The organism is Algisphaera agarilytica, from assembly GCF_014207595.1.
Taxonomy (GTDB): Bacteria; Planctomycetota; Phycisphaerae; order Phycisphaerales; family Phycisphaeraceae; genus Algisphaera; species Algisphaera agarilytica.
Genome location: NZ_JACHGY010000001.1, coordinates 3,725,650 through 3,744,261, shown reverse-complemented (window position 1 = coordinate 3,744,261; position 18,612 = coordinate 3,725,650). Strand labels below are relative to the sequence as shown.

17 protein-coding genes and 1 tRNA gene are annotated in these 18,612 nt (G+C 59.5%); 7 read left to right on the top strand and 11 right to left on the bottom strand.

Going from position 1 to position 18,612, the window contains the following annotated elements; translation table 11 throughout:
- Nucleotides 1–64: 64 nt before the first annotated feature.
- The 4 genes from HNQ40_RS16235 to gcvH all read right to left on the bottom strand — a co-directional run bounded on the left by HNQ40_RS16235 (nucleotide 65) and on the right by gcvH (nucleotide 3,952).
- Nucleotides 65–1,858 (bottom strand): alanine/glycine:cation symporter family protein, encoded by a 1,794-nt coding sequence (locus HNQ40_RS16235; protein ID WP_184678867.1) that lies wholly within the window; start codon nucleotides 1,856–1,858, stop codon nucleotides 65–67.
- Nucleotides 1,858–2,472 carry a hypothetical protein gene (locus tag HNQ40_RS16230; RefSeq protein WP_184678866.1) on the bottom strand — a complete coding sequence of 205 codons (615 nt, stop codon included), beginning with the start codon at nucleotides 2,470–2,472 and terminating at the stop codon, nucleotides 1,858–1,860. The genes HNQ40_RS16235 and HNQ40_RS16230 overlap by 1 nt, the downstream gene beginning before the upstream one ends.
- Nucleotides 2,473–2,540: 68 nt before the next feature.
- Nucleotides 2,541–3,482, bottom strand: coding sequence for an amidohydrolase family protein (locus HNQ40_RS16225; RefSeq protein WP_184678865.1), 942 nt, complete (start codon nucleotides 3,480–3,482; stop codon nucleotides 2,541–2,543).
- 92 nt (nucleotides 3,483–3,574) lie between these two features.
- Nucleotides 3,575–3,952, bottom strand: a complete 378-nt coding sequence (gene gcvH / locus HNQ40_RS16220; RefSeq protein WP_184678864.1) for a glycine cleavage system protein GcvH — start codon at nucleotides 3,950–3,952, stop codon at nucleotides 3,575–3,577.
- 316 nt (nucleotides 3,953–4,268) lie between these two features.
- Here gcvH and cysD point away from each other — a divergent pair, with 316 nt between their 5' ends.
- From cysD to cysN, 3 genes are read left to right on the top strand one after another with little or no spacing between them, the layout of a single operon-like run.
- Nucleotides 4,269–5,180, top strand: coding sequence for a sulfate adenylyltransferase subunit CysD (gene cysD / locus HNQ40_RS16215; RefSeq protein WP_184678863.1), 912 nt, complete (start codon nucleotides 4,269–4,271; stop codon nucleotides 5,178–5,180).
- Nucleotides 5,181–5,232: 52 nt separating this feature from the next.
- Nucleotides 5,233–5,601: a four helix bundle protein gene (locus HNQ40_RS16210; RefSeq protein WP_184678862.1), complete on the top strand. Its 369-nt coding sequence runs from the start codon at nucleotides 5,233–5,235 to the stop codon at nucleotides 5,599–5,601.
- A gap of 31 nt (nucleotides 5,602–5,632) precedes the next feature.
- A complete protein-coding gene (cysN, locus tag HNQ40_RS16205; protein WP_184678861.1) occupies nucleotides 5,633–7,558 on the top strand; it encodes a sulfate adenylyltransferase subunit CysN in 1,926 nt (641 codons plus the stop codon).
- Between the two features lie 9 nt (nucleotides 7,559–7,567).
- Here the strand turns inward: cysN and HNQ40_RS16200 are convergent, their stop codons facing one another.
- From HNQ40_RS16200 to groL (HNQ40_RS16170), 7 genes are all read right to left on the bottom strand, one after another.
- Complete coding sequence (locus tag HNQ40_RS16200) at nucleotides 7,568–8,116, bottom strand: hypothetical protein (RefSeq protein WP_184678860.1); 549 nt, start codon at nucleotides 8,114–8,116, stop codon at nucleotides 7,568–7,570.
- A complete protein-coding gene (locus HNQ40_RS16195; protein ID WP_184678859.1) occupies nucleotides 8,116–8,478 on the bottom strand; it encodes an FmdB family zinc ribbon protein in 363 nt (120 codons plus the stop codon). The genes HNQ40_RS16200 and HNQ40_RS16195 overlap by 1 nt, the downstream gene beginning before the upstream one ends.
- A 197-nt stretch (nucleotides 8,479–8,675) precedes the next feature.
- The gene (locus HNQ40_RS16190) at nucleotides 8,676–9,284 is read right to left on the bottom strand and encodes a nucleotide exchange factor GrpE (RefSeq protein WP_184678858.1); all 609 of its coding nucleotides are present in this window, start codon (nucleotides 9,282–9,284) and stop codon (nucleotides 8,676–8,678) included.
- 15 nt (nucleotides 9,285–9,299) lie between these two features.
- Entirely contained in the window at nucleotides 9,300–10,427 is a 1,128-nt protein-coding gene (gene dnaJ, locus HNQ40_RS16185; protein WP_184678857.1) for a molecular chaperone DnaJ, read from the bottom strand.
- Nucleotides 10,428–10,587: 160 nt separating this feature from the next.
- A complete protein-coding gene (gene groL, locus HNQ40_RS16180) occupies nucleotides 10,588–12,201 on the bottom strand; it encodes a chaperonin GroEL (protein WP_184678856.1) in 1,614 nt (537 codons plus the stop codon).
- Nucleotides 12,202–12,323: 122 nt separating this feature from the next.
- Nucleotides 12,324–12,632: a co-chaperone GroES gene (gene groES, locus HNQ40_RS16175; protein WP_184678855.1), complete on the bottom strand. Its 309-nt coding sequence runs from the start codon at nucleotides 12,630–12,632 to the stop codon at nucleotides 12,324–12,326.
- Between the two features lie 96 nt (nucleotides 12,633–12,728).
- Entirely contained in the window at nucleotides 12,729–14,423 is a 1,695-nt protein-coding gene (gene groL, locus HNQ40_RS16170; protein ID WP_184678854.1) for a chaperonin GroEL, read from the bottom strand.
- Nucleotides 14,424–14,805: 382 nt separating this feature from the next.
- Between groL (HNQ40_RS16170) and HNQ40_RS16165 the strand changes: the two genes are divergently transcribed.
- The 4 genes from HNQ40_RS16165 to HNQ40_RS16150 all read left to right on the top strand — a co-directional run bounded on the left by HNQ40_RS16165 (nucleotide 14,806) and on the right by HNQ40_RS16150 (nucleotide 18,607).
- Nucleotides 14,806–14,879: transfer RNA gene (locus tag HNQ40_RS16165), tRNA-Met, on the top strand.
- Between the two features lie 140 nt (nucleotides 14,880–15,019).
- Nucleotides 15,020–16,267, top strand: a complete 1,248-nt coding sequence (locus HNQ40_RS16160; RefSeq protein ID WP_184678853.1) for a tyrosine-type recombinase/integrase — start codon at nucleotides 15,020–15,022, stop codon at nucleotides 16,265–16,267.
- Nucleotides 16,239–17,846: an RNA-directed DNA polymerase gene (locus tag HNQ40_RS16155; RefSeq protein WP_184678852.1), complete on the top strand. Its 1,608-nt coding sequence runs from the start codon at nucleotides 16,239–16,241 to the stop codon at nucleotides 17,844–17,846. The genes HNQ40_RS16160 and HNQ40_RS16155 overlap by 29 nt, the downstream gene beginning before the upstream one ends.
- Nucleotides 17,843–18,607: a hypothetical protein gene (locus HNQ40_RS16150; protein ID WP_184678851.1), complete on the top strand. Its 765-nt coding sequence runs from the start codon at nucleotides 17,843–17,845 to the stop codon at nucleotides 18,605–18,607. The genes HNQ40_RS16155 and HNQ40_RS16150 overlap by 4 nt, the downstream gene beginning before the upstream one ends.
- Nucleotides 18,608–18,612: the final 5 nt, after the last annotated feature.

The window sequence follows — 18,612 nt, the reverse complement described above, 5'->3', positions numbered from 1 at the left end:
ATTCGCGAGGTATTCATGAGTGAATGACGACCCGCCGCCTGACGAATACCTGCCAACTGCCCGATTAGATGTTCGCGCCGGGCCCATCGTCGCTCGGTATTTTTGCGACGACCTCGCCGGGCTTCATCTCGCCGCTGCAGTACCGCAGCCAATAGGCCTTGAGGCGTTTCTTCACGAGCGGCGCGAGGATGATTCCGCCCAGGATGTTGGGCAGGCCGCAAGCCAGCAGCATCGCGTCGGCCGAGTCGATCACCGAGCCCAGCGACGCCACCGAGCCGACGAACACGCACACCACAAACACGAGCCGGAACACGATCACACTCTTGATGCCGAAGAGGTAGCCCCAAGCCCGTTCGCCGTAGTAGCACCAGGAGATCATGGTGGAGAACGCGAAGAGGACGATGCTGATCGTCAGGATCTTCGGGAACTGCAGCGTCTCCATAATCGGGCGCGACTCGAAGGCGGCCAGGGTCACCGCGGCCCCGGCGGCGTTGGGTTCAAAGTCCTGGTAAGTCCCGGTGATCAACACCACCATGCCGGTCATAAAGCAGATGACGATGGTGTCGATGAACGGCTCAAGCGACGCCACGAAGCCCTCCCGGATGGGTTCATCCACTTTCGCCGCCGAGTGGGCGACGGCCGAGCTGCCGATGCCCGCCTCGCTGGAGAAGGCGGCGCGTTGAAAGCCCACCATCATCGCCCCGAGCACACCTCCCAGCCCCGCCTCGGGGGCCCACGCCTCCTGGAAGATCAATCCGATGAGTGAAGGAAGTTGCTCGGCATTCGTCACGATGATAAAGCTGCACGCGGCGACATAAACCGTCGCCATCACCGGCACGATGATCGAGGTCGCCGCCCCGATCCGGCCGATCCCGCCGATGATCACCACCGACACCATCGCGGCCATCACGATGCCAAATCCCACGCTGCCCGCGCGTCTTGCGGTTTCGACGTTTTCATCGGCGAGGAAGGGTTGCACAAACTGATCGAAGCAGGCCTCGAAGCTCTGATTCGCCTGGAACATGTTGCCGCCACCGAGCGCCGCACCCATCAGGAAGATCGCGAATACCACCGCGAGCGTTTTGCCCAGCGGCTCGAGATTGGGGTTGATCTGCTTGAGGCCGCGGTCGAGGAAGTACATCGGCCCGCCCGACATCGAGCCGTCGTCGTTCTTGACGCGGAACATCTGTGCCAGCGTGGTCTCGTGGAACTTACTGGTCATGCCAAACAGGCCGAGCACCATCATCCAGAACAACGCCCCGGGCCCGCCGACCACCATCGCAATGGCGACACCCGCGATATTGCCCAGCCCGACCGTGGCCGAGAGCGCCGACGTCAGCGCACGAAACGGCGGGATGTCGCCGTCGTCGGCCGACCCCGCCCACTTGCCGCGTACGATCTGCCAGGCGTGGCGGAAGCCCCGGATATTGATGAAGCCGTGGTACACGGTGTAGAACATCGCCCCGAAACCCAGCCAAACAACAAGGAACGGCAGTTTCACGTCTTCGCCAAACAGGCCGAAGCTGACATCGAAAAACAGGGTGGTAAAGATCGCCCCGTTGATGGGATTGAGGATCGAGTCCAGACGATCACCCAACGAAGGGGGTTCTTCATCAGCTGAAGCAGTGGCGTCGGTCGAGCCATCGGCGGCCGACGCATCAGCCGCTTCCGCCGCGTCTTGCGCGACTTGCTCAGCCTCTTCGGCCACGGCCCCGGTGGTTTCAGCCACCGCCGGAGGGGTTAGTTCGGCGGCGTCTTGGGCCTGGGCCGAGAAACCAACACCCATCACCAGAAGCATCGAGAGAAGCAGCCCCCACACTTTCAGGGGGCGAGTCTGGCGGTTGGGGGCGTGGATCATCAATGGCTCCAAGACATGAGATGGTTCGAGGGGGGATCGTGTAAGACCAGCCGCGGGTAGCCCAGCCGTTCTTCGAGTTGCTGGTTGAGTTCACGCAGGATCGAGGTGACCCGCGCATCGTCGCGTTGGGCGGTGAACGAACCCGCGAAGACCGCGCGGCCCAGGCGGTCGGTGAAATCGGTTGAGCGGTCGGTTAGCCGGAGGTCGGCATCCCAGAGGTTGCCGTCAATCGTGCCCACGCTCGGGTTGTCGTGCAGGCGGATAAACCCCGCACCGGCGTAGACGCCGACGGTGTTGGGCTCGGCCGCGGTGTCGCGGAACTCGTAGAAACGCACCAATGCATTGGTCGCGGTCCGGTCGATCGGCGTCAGGCCCGCACGGGCTTTCCAAAACATCTCCAGCGAGGCAACCCGCTCCGGAGCGTCATCGGGCCCTTGCAGCAGTACGACGGTGACAGTGTTCTGGTCGGTGAACCGGTAATAGGCCTGGGTGAACTCGCCCGACAGTTTCGTGCCTTCACGGCCCTCGGTCTCTCGGCTGGAGATCTGAAGCTCGGCGTCACCATCGACCAGCGGCCGCGAGCATCCGGCCAGTAGGCCGACCAGTAACGCCATCATTACCACCCCAACCAAGGGCACGCCGGTCCACCGGCAGAATCGATTGGGCGGGAGCGGTTCCGTGCTCACTTGGGCGGGTCCTGTTGGTCTTGAGCGATCGCGATCTTCTCGAATTCGCTGGGCGGCTCTTCGGTCGGCTCGGCGGGCTTGGCGTCACCCGTGGGCTTGGCAATGCCCAACTCCGCCAGGGTGTCACGTTCGACGACGGTGCGCAGCTGCTCGCGGGGCACGCTGGGCAGCGGCGTGCCCTGAGACGTGACGTTGACCGAGTACAGCGTGACGATCGCCTGCTCCGGGTTGCCGAAGGGGAAGCCGCTGCCGAACAGCACCTGGTTCATCACCCCGGCCTGGAAAGCCTGCACCATCGCGTTGTAGAGCTGCCACGACTGGATCACGAGTCCCGAGACGTCGGCGTAGATGTTGGGGTGTTTGGCCATGAGCGTGACGCACTGGTCGATCCACGGCAGGCCGAACGAACTGAGCACCAGCTTCAGCTTGGGGAAGCTCCGGGCCACCTCGTCCAGCAGGTACGGGATGGCGAACTCGAGCTTTGAGTCCTGGGAGATCATCGCGTTGGATTCGATGATGATCGGCACGCCGCGCGACTCACAGGCCTCATAAAGATCCATGGCCCGGGTGTCGGCCGGGTGGAAGCCCGCCGCGGCGGGACTGACCGTCACCCCCACCAGCCCCAGATCGAGCGCGGCTTCGAGTTTGGCGATGGGTTTATCCAGTGTCGGGTCGATGCCGACGAAGCCGACGTACTTGCCCGGGTGGGTCTGGACCGCCTGATGCACCCGCTCGGCGTCGATCGAGGCTTCGAGCAACCCGCTCTCAAACCCGAGTATCGCGGCATATTCAACCGGAGCCATCGCCTGGGCGTGAGCCTGCTCAGACGCGTGGGTGTGTTCCCAGGGCTCGCCTCGGCGTCGGCGGTAGGTCTGTGCCGCAGATGCCCCCAGAGCTTCGACGGAGTCCCAGATGCGGGTATGCAGATCGACAATCATGACTCGGGTCGTTTCCGAAAGCCGGGCAGACAAGGATTAGAAACATGTTACCGGCCGCACCGCTCGCCGCCAAACCATGCGCGTTACCGGGTTCACCCGTGATCCGCGTCGTAATCCGCTGCGGATTTGAGTGATTCGAGCTGTGCCGCGTCGGAAGGTTTGACCTTGATGATCCACGCCTCGCCGAACGGGTCGTCGTTGACCAGGGCCGGGTTATCCACAACCGCCTGATTGACCTCCACGACCTCGCCCGCGATGCCGCAGTACAGGTCGCTGGTGGCCTTGACCGACTCGATCTCGCCGAACGTGTCGCCCGCCTCGATGGGGCCGGAGTCGACCGAGACCTCCAGGTAGGTGATGTCGGTCAGTTCATCGACCGCGAATTGGCTGATGCCGACGGCAATCAGGTCGCCATCGGGCTTGTGCCATTCGTGAGAGTCCAGATATCGGCGGTCGTCGGGTGAGGGCATGTCACTACTCCAGGGTTCAGCAAGGCTTGGGGGATCGTAAACCCCGGCGGCGGTGCCCGCAAGATTCAAACATTGGCCCCCTGTCTGAGCAGGGCAGCCCATTGCGGCCGCTCCGCCAAGCCGCCTTGCGGTTATCGGGCGAATCGACCTGCCGAGGCGTCACGACCCGCAGCAGGATCGGCCGCTATTTCCGGATCGGCGGTCATGCGTTGGCCCGTGTTTGCCGAGTAGGCTATGGTGTCGTCTTAGGGCCGAATTGCGGCGAGGAACGCCAAGCCCTAGCGAAACCCGCCCCCCGATCAGGAGGCCCTCCGCGTTGGAATCCCACAACCTTACCCACCTCAAGCAGCTCGAAGCCGAGAGCATCCATATCATCCGTGAGGTCGTCGCCGAGTTTGACAACCCGGTGATGCTGTTCTCCATCGGCAAAGACTCTTGCGTGATGCTCCACCTGGCCCGCAAGGCGTTCTACCCCGATAAACCGCCCTTCCCGCTGCTGCAGATCGACACGACCTGGAACTTTCAGTCGATGTACACCTTCCGCGACGACTACATCGTCGGCGAGCTGGGCATGGAATGCCTCGTCCACATCAACGAGGAAGGCCTCAAGCAAGGCGTCGACCCCTTCAAAGACGGCAGCAAGGTCTTCACCGACGTGATGAACCTCGGCGCCCTCCGCCAGGCCCTCGACAAGTACGACTTCGACGCCGCGTTCGGCGGCGGCCGCCGCGACGAAGAAAAGTCCCGCGCCAAAGAACGGGTCTACTCCTTCCGTGACAGCAACCACTCCTGGGACCCCAAGAACCAGCGTCCCGAGCTGTGGAATACCTACAACGCCAACGTCCAGAAGGGCGAACAGATCCGCGCCTTCCCGCTGTCCAACTGGACCGAGCTGGACATCTGGCAGTACATCCACCTCGAGAACATCCAGCTCGTCCCGGCCTACTTCGCCGAGGAACGCGAGGTCGTGGAGTTTGAAGGCAACCTGATCGCCGTCGACGACGACCGGATGCCCGAAGACCTGCGCAAGACCGCCAAGAAAGAATGGGTCCGCTTCCGCACCCTCGGCGACTACCCGCTCTCGGGCGCCACCCGCAGCGAAGCCCGCGACCTGCCCCTGATCATCCAGGAAATGTTGCTCGCCACCCGCAGCGAACGCGAAGGCCGCACCGTCGACAAAGACCCCGGTGCCGGCATGGAAGAGAAGAAGAAGCAGGGGTACTACTAAATAGGCGCTAGGGATTCGGCGCTAGGCGCTCGGTCGTTTTTCGGGGGTTGTCATGGGCGATGAGACGCATGGGTATCGGGGGCTGATTGCCTGGCAGAAATCGATGGAGCTTTGTGAGGCCGTATACAAGCTCTGCATGGAGTTGCCCGAATCCGAACGTTTTGGCCTGATATCGCAGATGCAACGAGCTGCCGTCTCCATCCCCTCCAACATTGCTGAGGGCTACGGCAGAGGAGCCGGAAAAGACTACGCCAAACATCTGAGATACGCCCGAGGCTCACTCGCCGAACTCGAAACCCAGATTGAACTCACCGTCCGCTGCAACCAGCAATCAAGAGACCAGATCAAACCCGCATGGACCTTAACCCAGGATGTCGGAAAACTCCTGACCCGACTGATCCAGTCCCAAACCACCACCTAGCGCCTAGCGCCTAACCCCTAGCGCCTACACCATGAGCCACCAAAGCGAACTGATCGCCACCGACATCAACGCTTACCTCAAGCAGCACGAACAGAAAGAGCTGCTGCGCTTCCTGACCTGCGGGTCCGTGGATGACGGCAAGTCGACCCTCATCGGCCGACTGCTCTACGACTCGAAGATGGTTTACGAAGACCAGCTCGCGTCGCTCGAGGTCGACTCCAAGAAGTTCGGCACGACCGGGGGCACGTTCGACCCCGCCCTGCTGACCGACGGCCTTAAGGCCGAGCGCGAGCAAGGTATCACCATCGACGTGGCCTACCGCTACTTCTCGACGACCAAGCGTAAGTTCATCATCGCCGACACCCCTGGCCACGAGCAGTACACCCGCAACATGGCCACCGGCGCCTCGACCGCCGACCTGGCGATCATCCTGATCGACGCCCGCCACGGCGTGCAGACCCAGACCCGCCGCCACTCGTTTATCGCGTCGCTCTTGGGCATCAAGCACGTGATTGTCGCGGTGAACAAGATGGACCTCGTGGACTTTTCCGAGGACCGCTTCAACGAGATCAAGCAGGAATACGCCGCGTTCTCGGCCAAGCTCGACCTGCCCGACATCCGCTTCGTGCCCATGTCCGCCCTTAACGGCGACAACGTCGTCAACGCCAGCGAGCACACGCCCTGGTACGACGGCGGCACGCTGATGCACCTGCTCGAAACCGTCTACATCGGCAGCGACCGCAACCTCATCGACCTGCGGTTCCCTGTTCAGTACGTCAACCGCCCCAACCTCGACTTCCGCGGCTTCGCGGGCACGCTCGCCTCGGGTATCGTCCGCCCCGGCGACGAAGTCATGGTCCTGCCCTCGCGCAAGACCTCGAAAGTGAAATCGATCGTCACGTTCGACGGCGAGGTTGACGAAGCCTTCGCCCCGATGTCGCCCACGATCACGCTCGAAGACGAAGTCGACGTCAGCCGTGGCGACATGCTCGTCCACGTGAACAACCAGCCGCAGGTCGCTCAGGCCTTCGAAGCGATGTTGGTCTGGATGAGCGAAGACGCCATGAAACCCGGCGGGCAGTACCTCATCAAGCAAACCACCCGTCAAACCCCCGGCGTGATCTCCGACCTTCGTTACCGCATGGACGTCAACACGTTGCACAAAGACGACAACGCCCCCACCCTCGAACTCAACGAGATCGGGCGGGTCGTCATCGAACTCGCCCGCCCCATCGCGTTCGACCCGTACAAGAAGAACCGCGGCACCGGCGGCTTCATCGTCATCGACCGCCTGACCAACAACACCATCGCCGCGGGCATGATCCTCGACCAGTCGACCACGGCCAAGCAAGTGGCTCGTGAGCAGTTGGCCCAGTCGCTGGCGACCGAAGCCCGTCAGCACTCTTCGCTGATCTCTGACGAAGAGCGCGCGACCCGCCTCAAGCAGCAACCCGCCACCGTCTGGATCACCGGCCTCACCGGCTCGGGCAAGTCGCCCGTCGCCTACGCCCTGGAGCGTCGCCTCTTCGACGAAGGCTATACGCCCCTGGCGATCGACGGCCGCAACACCCGCTTGGGCTTATCGTCCGACCTGACCTTTAGTGATGCCGACCGTGCCGAGAACCTCCGCCGTGCCGCAGAGCTCGCCAAGACCGCGAACCACGCGGGCCTGATCACGGTGTGTGCGTTCCTTTCGCCTTCGGCTGATGACCGCGCGACGGCCAAGGAGATCGTCGGCGAAGACCGGTTCTTCGAGATATTCACCGATGCCCCCGAAGACGTCTGCAAGGAACGCGCCAAGGAAGAAGGCTCGAACATGGCCGCGTTCAGCGACATGGCCGCGCCGTATGAGGCTCCCGAGTCCCCGGCGCTCCGTTTGGCGACCAACGATCTGTCGATCGACGAATGCGTCGAGAAGATCATGGTGCTGCTGCGTGAGCAAGGCGTACTGCAGTAATACCGAGATTCAATTCGGCAGCGTTTTCTTCAAATGCTTCGCCAAACGCTCCTCAATTTGCAACATACGCATGATCGGTGACGTGAATGCGGCAGTCTGCGTCCCGGCAAAACGGCGAAGTTCAGACATACAGTCTTGGAAGTCTTGATTGACGATCAATTGAAGCTCAACCCCGAAATCGACGTGAATTTTTTTATTGATATCGGCTATGTGGACCATTTGGTTGTAGACAGGATTCTTCGAGGTTTTCACGATCGGCGACCAAAGCATGAAGGTATGCTCGTAATCAGGAAAGGCCATACGGGCGTACTGGATATCTTTCGTGAACTTCGCGACGAAACGATCGACATTGTCGGGGCGTTTATTTTTCGTGTATTGCAAGCCAGTGGATAGGTGGATTGCCACCTCGCAAACATAAAGATGTCGCTCGGCCATGTTGATCCCGATGACATCAATCTCGCCCTGGGTTTGTGTCGTTTGAAGGTTATATTGAATGAAATCGCAACCTCTGAGGTTGCGAAGATACTCACCAACGATTTCTTCTCCTGGAGTCTGCATCAGTCGACGGATTTATTTTTATTAGATTTCTTGCCGGATAGTGAGCTAGACTGAGATGTTGAATCCGTTTTTGGTTTGCCGTCTGTTGATTGGGATTTCGATTTTTCCGAGTCGGAAGACTTACTATCGCTCTTAGTCTCGCTGGGCTTGTCGGCCTTCGCGTCCTTTTGGTAGCTGTCGGAGCGGTAGTCGGTTTCGTAGAAACCCGCGCCTTTGAAGATCACACCGGCACCGGTGCCGATCAGACGGCGGAGCTTCATTTTGCCGCAAGCAGGGCACTTCTTGAGCACCTCGGCGGTCATCAATTGAAACTCTTCGAAGGCGTGGTCACACGCATCGCAGACGTAGTCGTAGGTGGGCATGGCGGGGAATCCCTAGGCTTTTGCTCGCTCGGAAGCCACTCCGGGGGCGGCTGTTTTTCGTAGGATATTTCGCATGAAAGCGATGCATATGTGGCGGCTGTTCCGGGTCTTGAAGTTTCTAGGCATCCTTCGGCTGGCCGCGTGGTTACGACGCTTGTTGCGATTGAAGCCCTGAATAACAAGACCTTCTCGGGAACTCACTCCGCCACGCTGACCTGTGCGGGGCGGACGGGTTGATCGTTGAGGATATAACCCGGCATGAACTGGGCGGCGACGTGGTTCGATTCGATGTCTTCCGAGGGCTGACGCATCAGGGCCTCGTGGAGGTTGGGGTCGAATTCATCGCCGGGCTCGACGGTGACCTTCTTCATGCCGAAACCTTCGAGGGCCTGGAGCAGCGCGGCCTGGATGGTGGCGGCCCCCTTCTGTACGTCTCCCGCTGACGTCGTTTCGGGGTCGAGCTCGAGGGCACGGTCGAAGTTGTCCATCACGCCAACCAGGGCCTTGGCGACCTTCATCAGCGTCTCCTGCTTGGTCGCGTCGATGTTGAGTTGCGATCGGCGGACGAAGTTCTGGTAATCAGCGGCGGTGCGCATCAGCTTGGCTTCAAGCTCGTCGCGTTCTTTTTGCAGGGCGGCAAACTCTTCATCGATGACCTCTTGCGCCTCGGCCTCGGCCTCGGCGGCTTCGGGATCGAAGTCGGCCAGCGTCGGCTCGTCACCTTCGGGAGTCAGGTCGAACTCGTTCACCTCGGCCGAGTCTTCGGCCGCGTTCAGATCATCGTTGGGGTGGATGTTTTCGCTCATGGTTTGGTTCGGGCGTTAGCCCAGGTGTTCTTTGATCTTGCCCCAGAAACCCTTGTTTTCCGGGAGGACGTCGTGGTCTTCGCTCTCGGCGTATTCACGGAGCAGTTCTTCTTGACGGCTGGTGAGCTTGGTGGGGACTTCGAGCAGCAGCGCGACAATCAGGTCGCCCCGGCGGCCGGAGCGGAGGTCGGGCATGCCTTCGCCGCGGACGCGGAAGAGCTCGCCGTGTTGGGTGCCGGGCTTGATGGTGAGTTCGGTCTCGCCGTCAAGGGTGGGGACGCTGACCTTGGCGCCGAGCGCCGCCTGCGTGAAACTGACGGGCATCTTCATGATCAGGTGATCGTCTTCGCGGGTGAACAACTCGTGATCCGCGATGCGGACGACCACGTGCAGGTCGCCTTGCGGGCCGCCGCCGCTGCCGGGCTCGCCTTCACCGGAAACGCGGATAGCCTGACCGTCGTGGATGCCCGCGGGGATTTTGATCGACAACTTGCGTTTCTTGGCGACCCGGCCGCTGCCACGGCAGGAGGTGCATTTATCGAGATAGATCTTCCCGGCACCTTTGCAGTTGGGGCAAGTGTTGACCATGCGGAACATACCGCCGAGGCCCGCTTGCTGAACTTGCCCCGCCCCGCCACACATCGTGCAGGTGGACGGTTCCGTGCCGGGCTTGCCGCCGGTGCCGTTGCAGGTGTCGCAGACGTCCTGGCGGGTGAATTCGATATCCGTGGTGGTGCCCGTGAAGGCTTCGTTGAGCGTAATCTCGGTCTGCGTCTCGAGGTCGTAGCCGCGTTGTGCGCCGCCGGGACCGCGACGACGGCCACGTCCGCCGCCCATGCCGCCGCCGAAGATGTCCTCGAACATCGAGAAGATGTCCCCGGCGTTCATGTGGCTGAAGTCGTGGCCGGCTTGGCCTTTCAGCCCGGCGTGGCCGAATTGGTCGTAGCGTTGACGCTTCTCGCTGTCGGAAAGGACCTCGTACGCCTCGGCGCACTCTTTAAACTTTGCCTCGGCCTCGGCGTCGTCCGGGTTGCGGTCCGGGTGGTACTTCATGGCCAGCTTGCGGTACGAGCGTTTGATCTCGTCGCCGCTGGCGGTGCGCTCGACGCTGAGGATTTCGTAGTAGTCGCGCTGGGTGGCCATAAGAAAATTCGAGGAGGGGCAATGGTTCTGTAGAGTGGGCACGGCCCACCGTGACAACGACAAGGGCTGCGGTTGGTCTGGTGGGCGGTGTCCACCCTACGAAAGAAACCCAGAGACGGTCGCCCCTGGGCTTCGAGGGTCGGGGCTGCGGGCGGGTCGGTTAGTGGACCGCACCCGCGATGGCTTCGGCGTCTTCATCGAAGTCGCTGATCAGCACGTTGGTGGTGAGCATCAGGCCCGAGACCGACGCGGCGTTCTGCAGCGCGGTGCGGCTGACCAGAGCCGGGTCGATGATGCCGGCCTTGACCAGGTCCACGTGCTCGCCGGTGGCGGCGTTGTAGCCCTTGTTGCCCTTGGCGGCACGGACCTGCTCGACGACGACGTAGCCGTCTTCGCCAGCGTTTTCCACGATCTGACGCAGCGGGGCCTCGAGGGCGGCCGCCACGATGTCGAAGCCGATCTTCGCGTCGCCCTTGGCGGACTTACGCTTGGCTTCCACGGCTTCGATCGCACGCACGAACGACACGCCGCCGCCGGGGACGTAGCCCTCTTGGGCAGCGGCCTTGGTCGCGGCCAGGGCGTCGTCGACACGGTCCTTGCGTTCTTTCATCGCGGTTTCGGTGGTGGCACCGACGCGGATCATGGCGACGCCGCCGGTGAGCTTGGCCAGGCGCTCCTGGAGCTTCTCGCGGTCGTAGTCACTGGTGGTCTTTTCGATCTGCGAGCGGAGCTGATCGATCCGGCCGTTGATGTCCTTCTTCTTGCCGGCACCTTCGATGATGGTGGTGTTGTCCTTGTCGACGGTGATCTTCTTCGCGGTACCCAGCGATTCGATCTCGAGGGTTTCGAGTTGAACGCCCAGGTCTTCGCTGACGAAGGTTGCACCGGTGACGGTGGCGATGTCGCCGAGCAGGGCCTTGCGGCGGTCGCCGAAGCCGGGGGCTTTGACGGCGGCTACTTTGAGCACACCACGCAGACGGTTCACGACGAGCGCGGCGAGCGCTTCGTTTTCCACGTCTTCCGCGATGATGAGCAGCGGCTTCTGCGCCATGGCCACCTTGTTGAGCAGGGGCAGCAGGTCGGGCAGGTTGCTGATCTTCTTTTCGTGGACCAGGATCAGGGGATCTTCCAGCACGCACTCCTGCGAGGCGGGGTCGGTCATGAAGTACGGCGAGAGGTAGCCCTTGTCGAACTGCATGCCTTCGACGTAGTCGAGGGTGGTGTCGGCGGACTTGCCTTCTTCGACTTCGACCACGCCGTCCTTGCCGACTTTGTGGATGGCTTCGGCGATGAGGCTGCCGATCTCGGCGTCGTGGTTGGCCGAGACGGTGGCGACGGCCTGGAGGTCGTCCTTGCCCTTGCACTTGGTGGCGAGGGCCTGGATGGCTTCGGCTGCGGCTTCGGCCGCAGCGTTGATACCACGCTGGAGGGCCATGGCGTTGGCGCCGGAGGCGACGTGGCGGAGGCCTTCGTTGTAGATCGCTTCGGCGAGGACGGTGGCGGTGGTGGTGCCGTCGCCGGCCTTGTCGGCGGTCTTCTTGGCGACCTCGACGACCATCTTGGCGCCCATGTTCTGGAAGGGGCTTTCGAGCTCGACTTCCTTGGCGACGCTCACGCCGTCCTTGGTGACCGAGGGGCCGCCGAAGGATTTCTGCATGACAACGTTGCGGCCGGTCGGGCCCATGGTGACTTTCACGGCCGCGGCGAGTTGCTGCAGGCCTTTCTTCAGTTCGGCTTGCGCTTCGGCACCGAAAATCATTTGCTTCTTGGCCATCTTGGGGTGGCTCCGTGGTTGGGGTGGTTGGGTTCTGGTCTGAAAGTGGTCTGGTTTTGGTGGTCTGGTCTGGACGCAGACCAGTTAGCAGACCAGTGGAACACGGCAGATGCCGCGGGGTCTTACTTCTCCATGACGCCGAGCAACTCGGACTCACGCATGATCATGTGGGTGACGCCGTCGACATCGATCTCGGTGCCGGCATATTTGCCGTAGAGGACGGTGTCGCCCTTCTTGACGGTGAGCTTGTTGCGGCTGCCGTCATCGTTGAGCTTGCCGGGGCCCGCGGCGACGATCTTGCCGGTTTGGGGCTTTTCCTTGGCGCCTTCGGGCAGGTAGATGCCCGAAGCGGTTTTTTCCTCGGCCTCGGTGGGCTTCACGAGGACACGGTCGTCGAGCGGTTTGATGCTGGTTTTGGTGGCGGTGGCCATGGGTTTCTACTCCAGTGAGTGGTTGTTTTAAATTCGTGTGTGATTACAAAGAAACGGTCTGTTGACCGGATGGAACGGGCTAAGCCGCAAGCGGCTTTACATCATGCCGGGCATACCGCCCATGCCACCCATTCCGCCCATGCCGGGCATGCCGCCGCCCATGCCGCCCATACCACCCATGTCGTGGTGGTCGCCACCGGCACCGGCGGCTTCTTCAACCGGGGCCTCGGAGACCACGCAGTCACAGGTCAGCAGCAGGGTGGCCACGCTCATCGCGTTTTCCAACGCGGTGCGGTCGACCTTGGCGGGGGTGATGACACCAGCCTCAACGAGGTCGACGTAGTCCAGCTTCAGGGCGTCGAAGCCGTTGCTGCCCTTCTGGGAAGCAACCTTGGCGACGACCACGCTGCCACGCTCACCGGCGTTCTCGGCGATGGTGAACAGCGGCACGGTCAGGGCCTTGCGGACGGTATCGACGCCGGCCGATTCTTCGCCAACGGTTTCGACCTTGTCCAGGGCCTTGAGGGCACGGATGAAGCTGATGCCGCCGCCGGGGACGATGCCTTCTTCGACCGCAGCGCGGGTCGCGTGGAGGGCGTCTTCGACGCGGGCTTTCTTTTCTTTCAGTTCGGCTTCCGAAGCAGCACCCACATTGATCTGGGCGACGCCGCCGGCCAGCTTGGCGAGACGCTCTTGCAGCTTCTCGCGGTCGTAGTCGGAGGTGGTGGTGGCGATCTCGTTGCGAATCTGGGCGATACGGCCCTGGATGTCCGAAGACTTGCCCGCACCTTCGATGACGGTGGTGTTGTCGGCGTCAACTGTGATCTTCTTGGCCATGCCGAGCTGCGAGAGCTCAACGGTGTCGAGATCAACGCCCAGGTCCTTCATGATGGGCTCGGCGCCGGTCAGCGCGGCGATGTCGCCGAGCATGGCCTTGCGGCGATCGCCGTAGCCGGGGGCCTTCACCGCACAGACGTTCAGGACGCCACGCAGCTTGTTGATGACCAGGGTCGAGAGGGCTTCGCCTTCGATGTCTTCAGCGATGATGAAAAGCGGCTTCTTCGCGCCCTGAACTTTTTCCAGCAGGGGCACGAGCTTCTGGATGCTGCTGATCTTGTCTTCGTAGACCAGGATCAGAGCCTTATCGAGCTCGACGAGCATGTCATCGGGGTTGGTGATGAAGTTCGGCGAGAGGTAGCCGCGGTCAAACTGCATGCCTTCGACGACGTCAACGTAGGTGTCCAGGGCTTTGCCTTCTTCGACGGTGATGACGCCGTCCTGGCCGACCTTCTCCATGGCGTCGGCCATGATCTTGCCGATTTCGGGGTCGTTGTTGGCCGAGATGGTGGCGACGTTGGTGATGTCACCCTTGCCCTTGATGGGCTTGGCTTGTTTCTGGATTTCTTCGGTGGCGGCGAGCACAGCCTTCTTCATGCCGCGGACCAGGGCGTTGGCGTCCACGCCAGCGGTGACCTGACGCAGGCCTTCCTTAAAGAGGGCCTCGGCGAGCACGGTCGAGGTCGTGGTGCCGTCGCCGGCCTTGTCCGAGGTCTGGCTGGCGGCTTCCTTCACGAGCTGAGCGCCCATGTTCTCGGCTTTGTCGACCAGGTCGATCTCCTCGGCGACGGTCACGCCGTCCTTGGTGACGGTCGGGCCGCCCCAGCTCTTGTCGATCACCGCGTTCCGGCCGCGGGGGCCGAGGGTGCTCTTCACCGCCGCGGCGAGCTTCTCAACTCCCGCGAGCAGGCTTGCCCGTGCTTCAGATTCAAACGTCAGGTCCTTCACGGCCATTCGTATCACTCCAGTTTCAAAAATGAGGGTCCAAATCGTGGCGCCGCTGCGGCGACATGCCGAGGCTGTTCATTCACCTACGAAGTCAGCTCCGAGCCGGAGCGCGGAGATATCCATATACATATGGCAAGCCCTGTGCCAATCGCGGATAGTCTTCCAAGCACAGAAACCCCGAAAATCAGTCCGCAAAGCCCCCTAAACAGCGATCTTCGGCGAGATCAGGCCGCGGGGGCTGTCACTCTGACAGCCCCCCCTTTCGATGTCTGTCAGTCCCTGCCTACCCGGTTTTCCCCAATACGGCGGGCGAGTCGACCGGCCCACGGGTGAGATTCACGAAGATTTGACACTGCAGTAGCCGATGTCTATAGTCATCGACCCAGATTGCGGGGTAGAGCAGCCTGGTAGCTCGTCGGGCTCATAACCCGGAGGTCAGTGGTTCGAATCCACTCCCCGCTATTCGTTTTGATGAAAGGACTTGCAGCAATGCGAGTCCTTTTTTTGTTGGTAAACATGGGCAGTATGTACCCCGTTCTGACCCCTACCCGCCAAACCTTAGGACTCGCCGGAACCTGTCCCCCACAGCCCGGAGATCACCTATGGCATCGCTCAAGAAACGCAACGGCATCTACTACGCTCAGCTCTACATCGGTGGCCGACAAGTCCGCCGCACCCTGAAAACCGACTCGCTCCAGATCGCAAAAGCCAAGCTACGCGAGATCGAGAACACCCAAGCCCAGGGCAACGGCAACCCCCTGCCGACCCGCACGCCCATCGGTAAGGTGGTCGAGCAATATGTCGAGCACATCCGCACCGTTAAGACCGCCAAGTCAGCCCAGACCGACGTCTACTACTTAAGAGAAGCATTCGGGGAATGCTGCGAGGCGGTACGCATCACCAGTCGCAACCCGTCGGCCAAGACCCGCAAACGCCCCGTCAAGGAAGGTGGCGATCGACGGCGGCGGGCCCGCATCATCGAGGCGAACCACTTCGAGGCCATCACCACCGCCGACATCCAGCAGTTCATCGACAGCCACGTCCGTAGCCGTGGGCTCGCCCCGAAGACGGCCAACCGCTACCGGGAGATCGTCTGCCGCCTGTTCAACTGGTCGATGGATCAAGGCATCATCCGGATGCCGGGCAACATCAACCCCGCCACCAAGGTCGAACGACACCGGGAGCACGCCCCGCAAATCCGCTACCTCAGCCTTACCCAGATCGACGAACAGCTCGATGCTCTGCGCTTCAAACCCCAGATGCAGAAGATGGTTGCGACCCTCATCTACGCAGGATTACGGCGTGAAGAGCTGCTTTGGCTTACACTAGACGATGTAGACCTTTCCAGAAGACATGGGGGGCACGGCTTGATCCGGCTACGAGCAAAAACCATCGACGGACGATTCTGGGAGCCCAAGACGAAAGTCAATCGGGTGGTGCCGATCAGCCGCGCGTTGCGATCCTTCCTCGACCGCTACTCACCACCCGCAACCCACTCACCCAAGACCTCCGACAGCTTCCGGGGGTGGTTTTTCCCATCACCGATGGGGTGCTGGTGGGATGGGGATGGGTTTTCGCGGGACTTGCGGCGAGTGAACAAAGATCTAAGCCTTCAATGGGGTTGTTTGGATTACCGGCATACTTTCGGCAGCCAGCTTGCCCAAAACGGTGTAAGCCTGTTCAAAGTGAGTTCGCTTATGGGTAATTCGCCCGAGATATGTCGCCGACATTATGCAAGTCTTGCGCCCGAAACGATGCTGAGCGAAATTGAATTTCCAGGCTTATCACCTAAGAACCTCCACCCCCAAACAGAGATGAGCAATGCCATTGCTATTCGCAGAAGCAGCTAAACGTTCAATTAAAAATATAGGGAAATATGGGGATACAGATGTGTTTCCTTTCTCATATGAGAAGGACATTTTTCACGAAAAAGAAAATGAATGTGCTGCAATATTAGAAGGCATGTTTGCAGATTTTGACCGCGCGATTTCCGACGATCCACCCAGATTCATCCAAGCATTATCGCAAGTAGGCTACACAGGATTTCGGTGGACCACTCAAATCGATCCGTACTGGAATGCCTACTATCTCGCGTTAGTGCTATCCATAGCCGATGAAGTTGAATCAGCGCGCTCTCCAATCACCAATGCCCAAGTGTACTCATATAGATACGCCTGGAATGACGGTGACAGTAAAATATTTTCTGATGTTTCTTGGCGGCAATACAAGGAGCACTGCCTCCAACTAGCGCGGGACCATGCGGTTGTACTGGTGACCGATATAGCCGATTTCTACCCTCGAATATCGCACCATAGGATCGAGAACTTACTACAGCGGTTGGGTATCAACAGCGACACAAAAACACAGATACTGAAACTTCTTGCGATATTTTCTAACGGCTTCTCATATGGACTGCCTGTTGGCGGACCAGCATCCCGTATTCTTGCCGAGCTGTCGCTTGTTAACATAGACCAACATCTAGCTGTCGATCTAAATCGAAGTTACGCTCGCTATGCAGATGACTTCACGTTCTTTTGCGATTCTGATGCCGAAGCTTATGGGACAATTAAGTTTTTGTCGGACAAACTAAAGCTGGAAGGCTTGGCGCTACAGAAATCGAAGACGCGAATACTTACACAAGCAGAATTTATCGAGATGTCGCGCCCATTCGATCAGTCTCGCGCCACATCTATCATTACTGACGAAGACAAGCTACTTAACATATCAATTCGGTTTGACCCTTACTCCCCGACCGCGGAAGAAGACTACGAGAATCTACGCTCAGCAATAAACGAAATTGACATTCTTAGCATTCTTGCACGTGAACTCAATAAAACCGTAGTGGATACAAGTGTCACAAAGCAAGCGCTTAACGCAGTACGATTACTGCCTAACAATACGTTGCAAACTGGCGCATTGCAGACAATCCTAGACCGAAACAACTTATCGACGCTAAGCCCAGTCTTATCGACAGTGCTTCGCGTTGTAAGATCAACTATTCCGAACTTATCGAATACTCAGAGAAATCAAATCGACATTCTTCTGCATGATTTAATTGATGCTAAGCTTCCGCAATTAGACGTAGACTTGCATCTAATGTACTTCATACAGTGCTTGGCCTTCGACTATACCGATAAGAAAGAGCAATTCTTAGTTTCGATATATAACACGCATAGCAACCCTTTGGTCCGCCGCCTCATAATTCTTGCGATGGCAAAATGGAAGCGGGATTATTGGCTCACAAGCTTGCGGGCACGCTTCTCAGATTTAACATCTTGGGAACGCGGGGCTGTAATCATTTCGTCTTATGCCTTGACCGATGAGGGCAGCCATTGGAGAAAAAATTCGAAGTGGAGTTGGAATTCCAAAGAATTACTAATACGTGATTGGTTCAGCAGTCGTCCGGACACGGCAGGCATAACAGTATGATTGACGAAAGATTACTCAGTCAAAAATTCAAGAGTTTTTGGAATGAACTCTTGCCGATGCTTACGCCGTCTGTAGTTCATGTAATCAACACATGTGATTCCCAGCGAGCTCTCATTGAGGATGGCAAACCTTTGGGGCCTGTTGAGATGTCAGCTGAAACACGCGACCCCGCCGTTATAGCTGAAACAGGCTACCACATAGCGCGTATCGCCTACGAACAATTTGTGCATGTAGCCGACGTGGTCAATGACCCGGAAATGCTCGGCACAGCATCATCTCTTGCAATTGAATCAGCCAAGCGTTTTTCCACCGAGATCGTAGATTTCTCGGATGGACTTTCTTCCCTGGAAGTACGCGAAGCGATGCGCTTGGCATATCGGCAGGAGGTCTACAGAGCCAGCCTCGCCGATTCAGCAACTGCCAGATATGCTCTGAATCTGCCTGGTGCGGGCTTTCTGTCCCCGGTACAAATTGATTTAGCCACAAGCCATTTCCTTGTTGAAGTCAAAGCTGTCAACCGCAACTTAACTTCAAAGGACATCCGTCAAGTTGTTACCTACATACTTCTGCGTTTCATGCGTGATGGTGATACATGGGAAAACGTCGCGTTTCTAAATACAAGATTGGGATTTGTTTACGAATTCCCTACGCAAAGCTTGCTTAGATCTCTTTCTGGAGACAAGTCCATAGTCGAACTCTCATATACATTTCGCGATTTTTTATTTTTGAATGATGTTCAGATCGGCGAGTCCCGATTTTAGGACCG

Coding starts and splice junctions, on each gene's coding strand:
- HNQ40_RS16235 (WP_184678867.1), bottom strand. CDS start 1,858: ATGATCCACGCCCCCAACCGCCAGACTCGCCCCCTGAAAGTGTGGGGG.
- HNQ40_RS16230 (WP_184678866.1), bottom strand. CDS start 2,472: ATGGCGTTACTGGTCGGCCTACTGGCCGGATGCTCGCGGCCGCTGGTC.
- HNQ40_RS16225 (WP_184678865.1), bottom strand. CDS start 3,482: ATGATTGTCGATCTGCATACCCGCATCTGGGACTCCGTCGAAGCTCTG.
- gcvH (WP_184678864.1), bottom strand. CDS start 3,952: ATGCCCTCACCCGACGACCGCCGATATCTGGACTCTCACGAATGGCAC.
- HNQ40_RS16210 (WP_184678862.1), top strand. CDS start 5,233: ATGGGCGATGAGACGCATGGGTATCGGGGGCTGATTGCCTGGCAGAAA.
- cysN (WP_184678861.1), top strand. CDS start 5,633: ATGAGCCACCAAAGCGAACTGATCGCCACCGACATCAACGCTTACCTC.
- HNQ40_RS16200 (WP_184678860.1), bottom strand. CDS start 8,116: ATGCAGACTCCAGGAGAAGAAATCGTTGGTGAGTATCTTCGCAACCTC.
- HNQ40_RS16195 (WP_184678859.1), bottom strand. CDS start 8,478: ATGCCCACCTACGACTACGTCTGCGATGCGTGTGACCACGCCTTCGAA.
- HNQ40_RS16190 (WP_184678858.1), bottom strand. CDS start 9,284: ATGAGCGAAAACATCCACCCCAACGATGATCTGAACGCGGCCGAAGAC.
- dnaJ (WP_184678857.1), bottom strand. CDS start 10,427: ATGGCCACCCAGCGCGACTACTACGAAATCCTCAGCGTCGAGCGCACC.
- groL (WP_184678856.1), bottom strand. CDS start 12,201: ATGGCCAAGAAGCAAATGATTTTCGGTGCCGAAGCGCAAGCCGAACTG.
- groES (WP_184678855.1), bottom strand. CDS start 12,632: ATGGCCACCGCCACCAAAACCAGCATCAAACCGCTCGACGACCGTGTC.
- groL (WP_184678854.1), bottom strand. CDS start 14,423: ATGGCCGTGAAGGACCTGACGTTTGAATCTGAAGCACGGGCAAGCCTG.
- HNQ40_RS16160 (WP_184678853.1), top strand. CDS start 15,020: ATGGCATCGCTCAAGAAACGCAACGGCATCTACTACGCTCAGCTCTAC.
- HNQ40_RS16155 (WP_184678852.1), top strand. CDS start 16,239: ATGCCATTGCTATTCGCAGAAGCAGCTAAACGTTCAATTAAAAATATA.
- HNQ40_RS16150 (WP_184678851.1), top strand. CDS start 17,843: ATGATTGACGAAAGATTACTCAGTCAAAAATTCAAGAGTTTTTGGAAT.